Annotated in this window: 13 protein-coding genes; 3 read left to right on the top strand and 10 right to left on the bottom strand. The window is 67.9% G+C overall.

Translation table 11 applies throughout. The features are described from left to right. Nucleotides 1–39: 39 nt before the first annotated feature. The 7 genes from phoB to ACRAQ3_RS07490 all read right to left on the bottom strand — a co-directional run bounded on the left by phoB (nucleotide 40) and on the right by ACRAQ3_RS07490 (nucleotide 7491). Nucleotides 40–729, bottom strand: coding sequence for a phosphate regulon transcriptional regulator PhoB (gene phoB, locus ACRAQ3_RS07520; RefSeq protein WP_269396334.1), 690 nt, complete (start codon nucleotides 727–729; stop codon nucleotides 40–42). A 4-nt stretch (nucleotides 730–733) separates the two neighbouring features. Further along, nucleotides 734–1447: a phosphate signaling complex protein PhoU gene (phoU, locus tag ACRAQ3_RS07515; RefSeq protein WP_432256208.1), complete on the bottom strand. Its 714-nt coding sequence runs from the start codon at nucleotides 1445–1447 to the stop codon at nucleotides 734–736. 13 nt (nucleotides 1448–1460) lie between these two features. Continuing rightward, the gene (gene pstB / locus ACRAQ3_RS07510; protein WP_269396332.1) at nucleotides 1461–2255 is read right to left on the bottom strand and encodes a phosphate ABC transporter ATP-binding protein PstB; all 795 of its coding nucleotides are present in this window, start codon (nucleotides 2253–2255) and stop codon (nucleotides 1461–1463) included. A 26-nt stretch (nucleotides 2256–2281) separates the two neighbouring features. Further along, nucleotides 2282–3646, bottom strand: a complete 1365-nt coding sequence (gene pstA / locus ACRAQ3_RS07505) for a phosphate ABC transporter permease PstA (protein WP_432256207.1) — start codon at nucleotides 3644–3646, stop codon at nucleotides 2282–2284. Beyond that, nucleotides 3643–5106: a phosphate ABC transporter permease subunit PstC gene (gene pstC / locus ACRAQ3_RS07500; protein ID WP_269396330.1), complete on the bottom strand. Its 1464-nt coding sequence runs from the start codon at nucleotides 5104–5106 to the stop codon at nucleotides 3643–3645. The genes pstA and pstC overlap by 4 nt, the downstream gene beginning before the upstream one ends. A 126-nt stretch (nucleotides 5107–5232) precedes the next feature. Beyond that, a complete protein-coding gene (locus tag ACRAQ3_RS07495) occupies nucleotides 5233–6276 on the bottom strand; it encodes a substrate-binding domain-containing protein (RefSeq protein ID WP_269396329.1) in 1044 nt (347 codons plus the stop codon). Nucleotides 6277–6423: 147 nt separating this feature from the next. Further along, the gene (locus ACRAQ3_RS07490; protein WP_432256206.1) at nucleotides 6424–7491 is read right to left on the bottom strand and encodes an ATP-binding protein; all 1068 of its coding nucleotides are present in this window, start codon (nucleotides 7489–7491) and stop codon (nucleotides 6424–6426) included. Nucleotides 7492–7657: 166 nt separating this feature from the next. Between ACRAQ3_RS07490 and ACRAQ3_RS07485 the strand changes: the two genes are divergently transcribed. After that, nucleotides 7658–7981 carry a hypothetical protein gene (locus tag ACRAQ3_RS07485; protein WP_432256205.1) on the top strand — a complete coding sequence of 108 codons (324 nt, stop codon included), beginning with the start codon at nucleotides 7658–7660 and terminating at the stop codon, nucleotides 7979–7981. Here ACRAQ3_RS07485 and ACRAQ3_RS07480 read toward each other — a convergent pair. Beyond that, a complete protein-coding gene (locus tag ACRAQ3_RS07480) occupies nucleotides 7978–8499 on the bottom strand; it encodes a gamma carbonic anhydrase family protein (RefSeq protein WP_432256204.1) in 522 nt (173 codons plus the stop codon). The two genes, ACRAQ3_RS07485 and ACRAQ3_RS07480, sit on opposite strands and share 4 nt — an antisense overlap. Further along, nucleotides 8496–9134 carry a guanylate kinase gene (gene gmk / locus ACRAQ3_RS07475; RefSeq protein WP_269396326.1) on the bottom strand — a complete coding sequence of 213 codons (639 nt, stop codon included), beginning with the start codon at nucleotides 9132–9134 and terminating at the stop codon, nucleotides 8496–8498. Before gmk ends, ACRAQ3_RS07480 begins: the two co-directional genes overlap by 4 nt. A 181-nt stretch (nucleotides 9135–9315) precedes the next feature. Here gmk and ACRAQ3_RS07470 point away from each other — a divergent pair, with 181 nt between their 5' ends. Further along, on the top strand, nucleotides 9316–9891 hold the full coding sequence (locus ACRAQ3_RS07470) for a PAS domain-containing protein (RefSeq protein ID WP_432256203.1): 576 nt from the start codon (nucleotides 9316–9318) through the stop codon (nucleotides 9889–9891). A gap of 68 nt (nucleotides 9892–9959) precedes the next feature. Here the strand turns inward: ACRAQ3_RS07470 and ACRAQ3_RS07465 are convergent, their stop codons facing one another. Then, the gene (locus ACRAQ3_RS07465; protein ID WP_269396324.1) at nucleotides 9960–11330 is read right to left on the bottom strand and encodes a class II 3-deoxy-7-phosphoheptulonate synthase; all 1371 of its coding nucleotides are present in this window, start codon (nucleotides 11328–11330) and stop codon (nucleotides 9960–9962) included. Nucleotides 11331–11550: 220 nt separating this feature from the next. Between ACRAQ3_RS07465 and ACRAQ3_RS07460 the strand changes: the two genes are divergently transcribed. Beyond that, the gene (locus tag ACRAQ3_RS07460; RefSeq protein WP_269396323.1) at nucleotides 11551–12561 is read left to right on the top strand and encodes a GlxA family transcriptional regulator; all 1011 of its coding nucleotides are present in this window, start codon (nucleotides 11551–11553) and stop codon (nucleotides 12559–12561) included. Nucleotides 12562–12737 lie beyond the last annotated feature (176 nt).

Here is a 12737-nt window from a genome sequence, read left to right as displayed (position 1 = left end):
TGTGGGAAGCCATGATATGCGGCTTCCCTTTCGGTCAGATCATCCAAGCGCGTAACCGGCACCGCGCACCGTGCGCAGCGGATCGTCTCCGCCATGGGCGCAGAGCACCTTGCGCAGTCGGCCGATATGCACGTCGACGGTCCGGGTGTCGACATAGACGTCTCGACCCCAGACGCGGTCGAGAAGCTGCTCGCGGCTCCAGACCCGTCCCGGTTTTTCCATGAAGGTCGCGAGCAGCCGGAACTCGGTCGGACCGAGCTTCAGGAGATTGCCGTCGCGATGCACCCGGTGCGTCTCGGCATCGAGGGTGATGTCCTCGTAGCTCAGTGTCTCGCCCACGCCCGCCGGTCGCGACCGGCGCAGCTGGCCCTTCACCCGCGCCATCAGCTCGGTCACCGAATACGGCTTCACGACATAATCATCGGCGCCGGTTTCGAGCCCGCGTACCCGGTCGACCTCTTCGGAGCGCGCCGAGAGCATGATGATCGGCACGTCGCGGGTTTCGGGCCGCGACTTGATCCGCCGGCAGATCTCGATGCCGGTGACGCCGGGCAGCATCCAGTCGAGCACGATCAGGTCCGGAACCTCCTCGGAGACCATCAGGAGCGCCGCATCGCCATCCTCGGCCTCGGAGATGCGAAACCCTTCGGATTCAAGGTTGTAGCTCAGAACCGCGCGCTGCGACGGCTCGTCCTCGACGATCAGGACATGGGGCTGCACCTGGCGCATTCTCTCACTCCGGGCTTGCCACGTAGGAGGTGTTGTCGCCCTTCGGGCGATCTTCGTCGGGCATCTGGCCGGTGATGAGATAGATCACCTGCTCGGCCATGTTGGTGACCAGATCGCCCATCCGCTCGATGTTCTTGGCGATGAAATGCAGGTGCATGCAGGCCGTGATGGCGCGCGGATCCTCCATCATGTGGGTCAGGAACTCGCGGAACAGCGCATTGTACATCTGGTCCACGTCCTGGTCGCGCAGCAGCACCTCATGCGCCAGCGTCGCGTCGCGGTTGACGAAGGCGTCGAGCGTGTCCTTGAGCATGTTCTGCACTTCGCGGGCCATCCGCTTGAGCGCGGCGTCCGAGCCCTCGATCGGGCTCAGCTCGGCCAGAACGCTCGTGCGCTTGGCCATGTTCTTGGCATAGTCGCCGATCCGCTCGAGGCTGGCGGCCAGCCGCAGCACCGACAGGATCACCCGCAGATCGCGGCTCACCGGGGCGCGGATCGCGATGACGCGGGCGGCCTCCTCGTTGAGCTGCTCCTCGAGCGCGTCGATCGCCTTGTCGCCGCGCCGGACCCGCTCGGCGTTCTCGATGTCGCGGTCGGCGAGGCTCTGGGCGCCGTCGATGATCGCCGCCTCGACGAGGCCGCCCATCTTCAGGATCAGCGCCTGGATCGATTCGAGATCGCGGTCGAAGGCCGAGGCGATGTGCTGCTTTTCCTGCATGGTCCTAGCTCCCTTACCCGATCCGGCCCGAGATGTAGCTCTCGGTGCGGCTGTCCTCGGGGTTGGTGAAAATCTTGCCGGTCTCGCCGTATTCGACGAGGTTGCCCAGATGGAAGAAGGCGGTGCGCTGGCTCACCCGCGCGGCCTGCTGCATCGAGTGAGTGACGATCACCACCGAGAAGTTCTGGCGCAGCTCGTCGATCAGCTCCTCGACCTGCGCCGTGGCGATCGGGTCGAGCGCCGAGCACGGCTCGTCCATCAGCAGGATCTCGGGTTCGGTCGCCACGGCACGGGCGATGCAGAGCCGCTGCTGCTGGCCGCCGGAGAGCCCGGTTCCGGGCGCGTGCAGCCGGTCCTTGACCTCGTCCCAGATCGCACCGCGGCGCAGCGCCTTCTCGACGATCTCGTCGAGTTCGGCCTTGTTCTTCGCCAGCCCGTGGATCTTGGGGCCGTAGGCCACGTTGTCGTAGATCGATTTCGGAAACGGGTTCGGCTTCTGGAACACCATGCCGACCTTGGCGCGGAGTTGCACCGGGTCGACGCGCGGGTCGTAGATGTCGGCCTCGTCGATCTTGATCTCGCCGGTGACCACGGCGCCGGGGATCGTGTCGTTCATCCGGTTCAGGCAGCGCAGGAAGGTCGACTTGCCGCAGCCCGACGGCCCGATGAAGGCGGTGACGGTGCGGTCGGCGATGTCCACGTCGACGCCCTTGATCGCGTGGGTGGTGCCGTAATGCACATGCACGTCGCGCGCGGTGATCTTGGTCTCGTTCAACACGGTGTTGTCCATGGTTCGCATGTCGTTCATGTCCGGGCCCCCTGCCCTTTGAGCGCTCACCAGCGCCGCTCGAAGCGGCGGCGCAGGAGCACCGCGATGAGATTCATGGCCAGCAGGAACACCAGCAGCACGATGATGCCGCCCCAGGCGCGCTCGTAGAAGGCCGGATCGGCCCGCTTGGCCCATTCGTAGATCTGCGCCGGCATCGCCGAGTTCGGGGCAAGAAAGCCCTCGGCCACGCCGTCGGGATAGTTGGTCGCGATGTAACCCACCATGCCGATCAGCAAGAGCGGCGCGGTTTCGCCCAAGGCCTGCGCGAGGCCGAGGATGGTGCCGGTGAGAATGCCGGGCATCGCCAGCGGCAGCACGTGATGCGTCACCGCCTGCATCTTCGACGCACCGACGCCGAGCGCCGCGTTGCGGATCGAGGGCGGCACCGCCTTGAGCGCCGCGCGGGTGGAGATGATGATGGTGGGCAGCGTCATCAGCGTCAGCACCAGACCGCCGACCAGCGGCGCGGACTGCGGCAGGTGCATGAACTGGATGAACACCGCGAGGCCGAGGATGCCGAAGACGATCGACGGGACGGCGGCGAGGTTCGAGATGTTGACCTCGATCATGTCGGTGAGCCGGTTCTGCGGCGCGAATTCCTCGAGATAGATCGAGGCCGCGACGCCGATCGGCAGCGACAGGATCAGCACCACCAGCATCATGAACAGCGAGCCCAGCATCGCGACGCCGATGCCCGCCTGCTCTGGGCGCGAATCCGAGGCGTCGGCCCCGGTGATGAAATCCCAGTTGAAGCGCTTTTCGACCAGCCCCGCATCGCGCCATGCGTCGATCAGGTCGAGATGCTCGGCGTCGAGGTTCTTGTCGCGCGCGAGGCTGGCGCGGCTGACGCGGCCCTTGAGATAGCCGTCGACGCGGCTCGAGGCGAGAAGCTCGACCGAGACGGTCTGGCCGATCAGATCCGGGTTGGCGAGCACCCGGTCGCGCAGCTGCGCAGCCGCCGAAGACGACAGGATCTTGGTCAACGCCTTGGGCGCGAGCTCGGTCTCGACCCCGGTCTTCTCGACCAGATCCACCAGCCCCGCCTCGATCAGCGGCGCATAGCCGAAGGTCGATACCTTGGCGATCTTGGCCGGGTCGCGGTCGCCGTCCTTGTCGAGCTTTTCCTCGAGCAGCGGCACGTCGAGCTGCACGTAGCTCTGGGTGAAGGCGGTCAGCCCGTTCGACAGGATCGCCCAGAGCAGCGCCACGAGGAACGCCATGCCAACACCGAGTGCCGCGATGCCGTAGGCCTTGAAGCGGCGCTCGGCGCGGTTGCGTCGCTTCGTGCGCGCATCCGTGACGAGCAGCGAGTCGCCCTTGGGCACGGGACGTTCGACCGGGGTCGCGCCGGGTTGCGGGATATCGGTCATTCGTATTGCTCCCTGTAGCGGCGCACGATCCACAGCGCGACGACGTTCAGCGCCAGCGTGATCACGAAGAGGGTCATGCCGAGGGCGAAGGCGACCAGCGCCTCGGGCGAGGAGAAATCGGCGTCGCCGGTGAGCTGGCTCACGATCTTGGCAGTCACCGTGGTCATCGCATCGAACGGGTTCATCGACAGCCGGGCCGCGGCCCCTGCCCCGAGCACCACGATCATCGTCTCGCCGATGGCGCGGGATGCTGCCAGCAGCACCGCGCCGACGATGCCCGGCAGCGCTGCGGGCAGCACCACCTGACGGATCGTCTCGGAGCGGGTCGCCCCGAGGCCGAGGCTGCCGTCACGCAGGCTTTGCGGCACGGCGTTGATGATGTCGTCCGAGAGAGAGGAGACGAAGGGAATGAGCATGATGCCCATCACCAGACCGGCGGTCATCACCGCCGTGCCGCCCTGCATCCAGCCCAGGCCCAGATAGCCGCCGCGCCCGAAGGCCTCGACCAGCAGCGGGCCGACGGTCAGCAATGCGAACAGGCCGTAGACGATGGTCGGGATGCCGGCGAGCATCTCCAGCATCGGCTTGGCCCAGGACCGCACGTTGCGATGCGCGTATTCGGCAAGGTAGATGGCGGCGAAAAGACCGATCGGCACCGCCACCAGCAGCGCGATGATCGAGATGTAGAGCGTGCCCCAGAGCAGCGGCAGGATGCCCAGCTCGGAGCCGCCGCCGAAGCTCGGGCTCCAGGTGGTGCCGAAGAAGAACTCGGCCGCCGGGTAGAGGCGGAAGAACTCGATGGTGTTGAAGATCAGCGCCAGCACGATGCCGACCGTGGTCAGGATCGCGAGCAGCGCGGCCGAGACCAGCACGCCGCGCATCGCCTGTTCGACCGCGTTGCGGGCGCGGAAATCGGGCCTGGCCCGGGACACGCCCCAGGCCGCCCCCGCCAAGGCGAGACCGATCACCACGATGCCACGCATGAGGTCGCCGGTGCCCGACAGGCGGCGCCAGCGCAGCGCAGCGTCGCGGGTGGCCGGCGTCACCTCGGAGCCGAGCGCCACGCCCTGGGCGGCCATGGCGGCGCGCAGTTCCTCGGGCGGCAGGGCGCGCGCCTCATCGGCGCTCAGGCGCCCGGTCGCGACCGCCGCGTCGAGCCCGGAGGCGAGGCGCTGCACATCGGCCATCATCAGCGACGGCACGGCGTTCTCGCCCGCCTCGGCGGCGAGCACCGGCCAGGTCAGGCTGCGGGTGGCGATGGGTTGGGCCACGAGCCAGATGGCGAGCAGCAGCAGCGCGGGACCGGCGGCATAGATCGCCGCGGTCCAGCCATAGTAATTCGGAAGGGAATGGAGCCTGCGCGCCTCGCGGCGTGCCGCCGCCTGCGCCCTTGCGCGGGCCAGCACGAAGCCGGCGGCGGCGATGGCCAGAACGATCAGGGCGATCCAGGACGGGGTCATGGCAGGGCCTTCAATTGTCGAGGCCCGAAGCGGGGTCGCGTCGGGCCGGGCGGTGTCTGTCTGTCTTGCACCCGGAGGCGCCGGTGGGGGCGGCGCTGACGCCGCCCCGTTCCGATAACGTCTGGGTTACATCGCGTCCATGGTGGTGCCGTTGGCGACGGCCTCTTGCGTCGCGGCAAGCTCGGGATCGGCGACGAGACCGTAGGCCGAGAGCGGGCCGTCGGGGCCGGCGATCTCGTCGGCGACGAAGAACTCGGCGAATTCCTGCAGGCCGGGGATCACGCCCAGATGCGCCTTCTTGATGTAGAAGTAGAGCGGGCGCGACACCGGGTATTCACCGCTGGCGATGGTCTCGGTCGAGGGCTCGACGCCGGACATAGTCGCGACCTGCAGGCTGTCGGTGTTGTTCTCGTAGAAGGACAGGCCGAAGACGCCGATGCCCTGCGGGTTGGCCTCGATGCGGGCCAGGGTCTCGGTGTAGTCGCCATCGATGTCCACGGACACGCCGTCGGTGCGGGTCTCCATGCAGGCCGCCTCGGCCGCATCCTCGTCGCCGCCATTGATCTCGAGGATCTGCTCGTAGGCGCCGGTCTCCTCGCAGCCCGCGAGCAGCACCTTCTCCTCGAACACCTCGCGGGTGCCGTGCTTGGTGCCCGGGATGAAGGCCAGGATCTCCTGATCCGGCAGCTCGGCATTCACGTCGGCCCAGGAGGCGTTCGGGTTGGCGACCATGGCGCCGTCCTGCGGGATCTCGGCGGCCAGCGCCTGATACCAGTCGGCCGGGGTAAAGGCGAAGGTCTCGCCGTCGATGTCGGAGGCGAAGACGATGCCGTCATAGCCGATCCGCACCTCGATGATCTCGTTCACGCCGTTGGCGGCGCAGCTCTCGACCTCGCCCTCGCGGATCGCGCGGGACGCGTTGGCGATGTCGATGGTGTTCTCGCCCACGCCCTCGCAGAAGCGCGCGAGGCCGGCCGAGGAGCCACCCGATTCCACCACCGGGGTCGGGAAGTCGAAGTTCTCGCCAAAGGCCTCGGCCACGATCGAGGCATAGGGCAGCACGGTCGAGGAGCCGGCGACCTGCACGTTGTCGCGGCTCTGGGCCGTGGCGAAGCCGGCGGTGGCGGCAATGAGGGCCGCGCTCGAGGCGGTCAGCTTGACGAAGGACATGGATCGCTCCTGTTATTCATTCCCCCGGAGCCCCTACCGGCGCTCCGTTGCGGCCCAACTAGGCCCCCGGGAACTCGGTTTTGTGACAGTTGTGTAAAACTTTCATGACACCCGGCGATCTAGCTCGGATGACCATGCGGCAAGGGGTCAGGAGGCCGGAAGGATCACGGAGAAGCTGCTGCCCTGCCCCGGCGCGCTCTCGATCCTGAGCCTGCCGCGATGACGATTCACGATATGCTTGACGATGGCGAGGCCCAGACCGGTGCCGCCGACCGCGCGCGAACGGTGCGAGTCGACGCGGTAGAAGCGCTCGGTCAGACGCGGGATATGATGGGGGGCGATGCCCTCGCCCTGGTCGGTGACGCTCAGCCGCACGCCGGGCCCGCGCAGTTCCCGGTGTTGGGCCGGCGCGCCCAGCGACAGCGTCACGTCGCGATCGGCGCCGCCATACTTGATGGCGTTGCCGACGAGGTTGCTCAGCACCTGTCTGAGCTGTTCCTCGTCGCCCGGCACGGCGACCGGCGCCTCGGGCAGTTCCAGACGGATGCGCACGCGGTCGCGCGCCGCGACCGGTTCCAGAAGCGCCGCCACCTGCGCGACCAGCGCCGAGAGATCGACGGTTCCGGTGGGGCGCTGTCGCTCCTCCTGCTCGACCCGGCCGAGCGACAGCAGGTCGGCCACCAGTTGCGACATGCGCCCGGCCTCGCGCTCCATGATCGACAGAAACCGCTCGCGCGCCGCCGGGTCGTCGCGCGCGGCCCCCCGCAGCGTCTCGATGAAGCCGGAGAGCGCGGTGATCGGCGTGCGCAGTTCGTGGCTGACATTGGCGACGAAATCGCGGCGCATCGCCTCGGCCGCCTCGACGGCGGTGATATCCTCGAAGCTCAGAACCGCGCCGCGCCCGTGCGGCAGCGCCACCGCCCCCGCCGTCACGGTCCAGCTGGTGTCGCGGCTGCCCTCGCGCCCCAGATAGCGCGCCTGCCCCGTCACCCCGTCGCGCAGGCAGGCCTCGACCACGTCGAGCACGGCGGGCTGGCGCAGCGCGGTGATGTAGTGCCGACCGACCTGGGCGGCGCCGAAGAGCCGCAGCGCGGGCGGGTTCGCCGCTGCGATCCGCTCGCTCGGGTCGATGAGCAGCACGGGGATCGGCAGGGCGCCTGCAAAAGATTCGAGCAAGGAGGTGTTCATATCGCGGTCGTAGCGCGCGATCGCCATCCGGCACAGTCCCAACCTGTACGAAAAGCCAATTTCCCGTTTCATTTCCCGCCGCACCGCAGTATGCGGGGCTGCGACACCGCGCCACGGGTGCAACGCCCTCCCCGAATTCCGGAATTGCTCGATGCTCGAAATCACCGCCAGACCGAACGATCAGGACCTTGCGATGCTCCTGATCACCGGCGGCAACGGCACGCGACCGATCGGCGGAGCCGGAAGTCCGGCCACCCGCTGCGGCTTCGAAGTGCTGGATTCCGAAATCCTCAGGAAAATGTCTCCGGGCATCGTGCTTTCGGCGCTGAGCGGCCCGGGTTTCGACGCGCTCGAAGTGGCTTGGCGCCTCGTGGAGCTGGGCTATCGCGGCAGCTACCGGATCATCGCCGGCGCCCTGCCCGATCCCGCGATGGTACGAGACGAGATCGCCGCGGCGGTGCCGGAACTCGAGGTGCGGCTGAGCTGCGCGCCGCAGCCCGGCGCTGGACGGATCTAGAGCGCCGCGAGCCCGTCACGGAAGCGCGCGGCGTTGTCGCGGTAGTTCAGCGCCGATTGCCGCAGCTTCTCGATCGCGTCCGCATCAAGCTGCCGGATCACCTTGCCCGGCGCGCCCATCACCAGGCTGCCATCGGGGATCTCCTTGCCCTCGGTGATCAGCGCGCCCGCGCCGATCAGGCAGTCGCGGCCGATCTTCGCGCCGTTGAGCACGGTCGCGCCCATGCCGATCAGGGAGTTCTTGCCGATCGTGCAGCCGTGCAGCATCGCCTTGTGGCCCACCGTGACGCCCGCGCCGATCTCGAGCGGAAAGCCCATGTCGGTGTGCAGCACGCAGTTCTCCTGCACATTGGTGTTCTCGCCCAGCGTGATGCGTTCGTTATCGCCGCGGATCGTGGTGCCGAACCAGACCGAGCTGCCGGGGGCCAGCGTCACCCGGCCGATCACATGCGCGCCGGGCGCGACCCATGCGGTCGCATCGATCTCGGGGGCCTCGCCGTCGAGCGAATACAGGGTCATGATCTCTCCTCGAACTCAGCCTGCAGCGACCGGACATGGTCGAGCAGCCAGGGCTGCTGGCTGCGGCGCAGGCGCTCCGCCTCGATGATGATCTTGAGCCGCGCCTCGGTCGCGTCAAGGTCGTCATTGACCAGCACGTAGTCGTAGCCGTCCCAATGGCTGATCTCGTCCCAGCTCTTGAGCATGCGCCGCTCGATCACCTCGGCGCTGTCCTGCGCCCGGCCGACGAGACGGCGGTGCAGTTCGGCGATCGAGGGCGGCAGGATGAAGATCGACAGCACCTGGTCGGCCATGCGGCTGTTCGATATCTGCTGCGCGCCCTGCCAGTCGACGTCGAACAGCACGTCGCGTCCGGCCTCGGTCGCCTCGGCCACCGGGCCGCGCGGGCTGCCATAATAGTTCTCGAAGACGCGTGCGTGCTCGAGCATCTCGCCCTCGGCCACCAGATGCTTGAACCGCTCCTCGGTGACGAAGTGGTAATCGACGCCGTCGGTTTCGCCGGGACGCGGCGCGCGGGTCGTGGCCGAGACCGAAAAGCCCAGCGTCGGGTCCCAGTCGCGCAGCCGCCGCGCCAGCGTCGACTTCCCGGCGCCGGAGGGCGAGGAAAGGATGATGAGTAGGCCGCGCCTTTGCATGGTGTCCGCTGCTCCCGTGATGTGCCGCTCCGGTCCGTCGGGACTAGGCGGATCGCGCCCGCTGGGCAAGAGCGGCCCCGGCACGCGTTAATCAGTTTACCCGATATTAAGCGCCCAACGGACCGCCGCGCCGTAAGATCATGGCGGAAACGAGGCGAAATCGTGGAGGACTCGGATGGAAATGCGTGACGAGACAGTCCCGACCGGCAATGACGCGGCGGCGCGGTTGACGCAGCTGGAGCGCTACTGGCGCAGCCTCGCGCTTCGCGGCCTGCCGCCATCGCGCGACGAGATCGACCCGGACCGCATCGGCGCGGCGCTTCCCGGTGCCTTCGTGCTCGACCGGATCGCGCCGGGACAGGCCCGGCTGCGGGTGGCTGGACGGGCGCTGTGCGAGGTCGTCGGCACCGAGGCGCGCGGCCTGCCGCTGTCGCGCCTGTTCCGACGCGCCGATCACGTGCGGCTCTCGGCGCTGCTGGAGCGGTGCTTTGCGGAACTGCACCCCTGCCGGGTGCCATTGCTGGCCGACGGCGGGTCCGGCCGGATCGGCGGGCTGGCGCTGCTGCCCCTGCGGCACAGGCTCGGCGCCGCGCCGCAGATGATCGGGGCGCTGTTGCATGACCTGCCGCCCGGGCGGACGCGTCGCTTCGGTCTTGCCGGGCCGGCGCGGATCGGGGCGCCGCCACTGCAAACGCGCGATACGCGAGCGCATCTGCGGCTCGTCGTATCGAACGAGACCTACGACCCCGACCGCTGAAACACCGGCATTCGGCCAAGAAAAAGGGGAGCCCGAGGCTCCCCTTTTCCGAACTCCGGCAGGTGACGTCAGACCGCGGCGGCGGTCTGCATCCCGGCGCGCCGCGCCGACAGCTCCTCGGCCACAAGGAAGGCCAGTTCCAGCGACTGCGAGGCATTGAGGCGGGGATCGCAGGCGGTGTGGTAGCGATCCGAGAGATCCTCGTCGGTGACGGCGCGGACGCCGCCGGTGCACTCGGTCACGTCGGCGCCGGTCATCTCGAAATGCACGCCGCCGGGGATCGTGCCTTCGGCGTTGTGCACGCCGAAGAACTCGCGCACCTCACGCAGGACGCTCTCGAAGGGCCGGGTCTTGTAGCCCGAGGAGGATTTGATCGTGTTGCCGTGCATCGGGTCGCAGGACCAGGTCACCTTGGCGCCCTCTTCCTGCACCGCCTTGATCAGCCGCGGCAGATGCTCGGCCACGTTGCCCGCGCCGAAGCGCGCGATCAGCGTCAACCGCCCTTCCTCGTTGCGCGGGTTCAGCTTGGCCATCAGCGCCTTGAGGTGACCTGTGGTCATCGAGGGGCCGCATTTCAGGCCGATCGGGTTCTGCACGCCGCTGGCGAACTCGACATGCGCGCCGTCGGGCTGGCGGGTGCGGTCGCCGATCCAGATCATGTGGCCCGACCCCGCGAGCCACTTGCCGGAGGTGGAGTCGACGCGGGTCAGCGCCTCCTCGTATTCCAGCAGCAGCGCCTCGTGCGAGGTGAAGAACTCAACCGTCTGCAACGCATGCGCGGCCTCGTCACGGATACCGGCGGCCTCCATGAAGTCGAGCGCGTCGGTGATGCGGTTGGCCATGTCGCGGTACTTCTCGGCCTCGGGCGCGCCGATGAAACCGAGCGTCCAGGCGTGGACCTTGTGCACGTCGGCATAGCCGCCAGTCGAGAAGGCGCGCAGCAGGTTCAGCGTGCCGGCGGCCTGCGTGTAGGCCTGCAGCATCCGCTCGGGCTCGGGGATCCGAGCCTCGGGGGTGAAGTCGAAGCCGTTGATGATGTCGCCGCGGTAGGAGGGCAGCTCGACGCCGTTCACCGTCTCGGTCGGCGCGGAGCGCGGCTTGGCGAACTGGCCGGCCATGCGGCCGACCTTCACCACCTCGACCTTGGCGCCGAAGGTCAGCACCACGGCCATCTGGAGCATCACCTTGAAGGTGTCGCGGATATGGTCGGCGTTGAACGCCGCGAAGCTCTCGGCGCAATCACCGCCCTGCAGCAGGAAAGCTTCGCCGCGCCCGGCGGCGGCCAGCTTGGACTTGAGGCGGCGCGCTTCGCCCGCAAAGACCAGCGGCGGATAGGAGGCAAGACGCGCCTCGACGGCGGAGAGACGCTCCGCGTCGGTATAATCGGGCATCTGCACCCGCGGCTTGGCGCGCCAATCGGCCTTTTTCCACTCGGTCATGGTCTTCGCTCCCATGGAGGCTTCGGGGATCTCGGCGGCCTCTATAGCGCGCATGACGCGCAGGGCCAACGCGAAATGCCGCTTTGCGGCATGTCCTTGGCCCATCCATGACTTGGAACACGCCTCTCACGCGACCGGACCGCGCCTCTTGATGCGGACGAGCAAACCTGTTTCGTTCGAAACGAACGCGGCACGGCGCCGCGGGCTTCGCAGGCGCGCCATGACAGTCGAAATCCAGACAATCCCCCTGCCCTCCGGCGACCAGATCCGGACTCGGCGCTTCGTCTTCGTGCTGCTGCCGAATTTCACCATGCTCTGCTTTGCTTGTGCCGTGGAAGCGCTCAGGATCGCCAACCGCATGGCCGGTCGCGAGATCTACAGCTGGGTTCTGGCCGGCGATGGCGGCGAGACCGCCACCTGCTCCAACGGCACGGTGTTCAAGCTGGACATGGATCTCGACGAGCTGACACGTGACGACATGGTCATGGTCTGCGGCGGCATCGACGTGCAGGCGGCCAGCACCAAGCGGATGTTGAACTGGCTGCGGCGCGAGGCGCGGCGCGGCGCGGTGATGGGCGGGCTGTGCACGGCGGGCTACACGCTGGCCAAGGCCGGGCTGCTCGACGGCAAGCGCGCCACGATCCATTGGGAGAACCAGGACAGCTTTGCCGAGGAGTTCGAGGAGGTGACGCTGACCCGGTCGGTCTTCGTGATCGACGGCAACCGCATCACCACCGCCGGCGGCACCGCCTCGATCGACCTGATGCTCAAGCTGATCGCCGATCATCACGGCGAGGACCTCGCCAACGCAGTGGCCGACCAGCTGATCTATACCGCGATCCGCACCGATCAGGACACGCAGCGCCTCTCGACGCCGACCCGGATCGGCGTGCGTCATCCCAAGCTCGCCCAGGTGATCCAGGCGATGGAGAAGGCGATCGAGGACCCGGTGAGCCCCGCGATCCTCGCCGAGCGGGCGGGCATGTCGACGCGGCAGCTGGAGCGGCTGTTCCGCCGCTACCTGAACCGCAGCCCCAAGCGTTACTATATGGAGTTGCGCCTGAGCCGGGCCCGCAACCTGCTGATGCAGACGGACATGAGCGTGATCAACGTGGCGCTGGCCTGCGGCTTCGCCAGCCCCTCGCATTTCTCGAAATGCTATCGCGCGCATTACCAGACCACGCCCTATCGCGAGCGCGGCAGCCACGGCGCGCGGCCCGCGGCGAGCTGAGTTCCGCCACCGCAAAGCGCAGAAAAGGACGCGGTTTCTCGCACAGCGGGAGTCGGGCCGTGGCAAGCATATCGCAGCCCGGAACGGCGCGTCCTTGGCGCTACGGCAAGTTTGCGCAACCACTTTCTTTTCGCATGAGCGGGGTCTAGCCTGCCTTCATAATAATCAATCGTCAG

Origin of the sequence: Limimaricola sp. AA108-03, assembly GCF_050847355.1 — a bacterium.
Taxonomy (GTDB): domain Bacteria; phylum Pseudomonadota; class Alphaproteobacteria; order Rhodobacterales; family Rhodobacteraceae; genus Limimaricola.
Note: the sequence above shows the minus strand (reverse complement) of the source record. Positions and strands in the feature narration are given on the sequence as shown.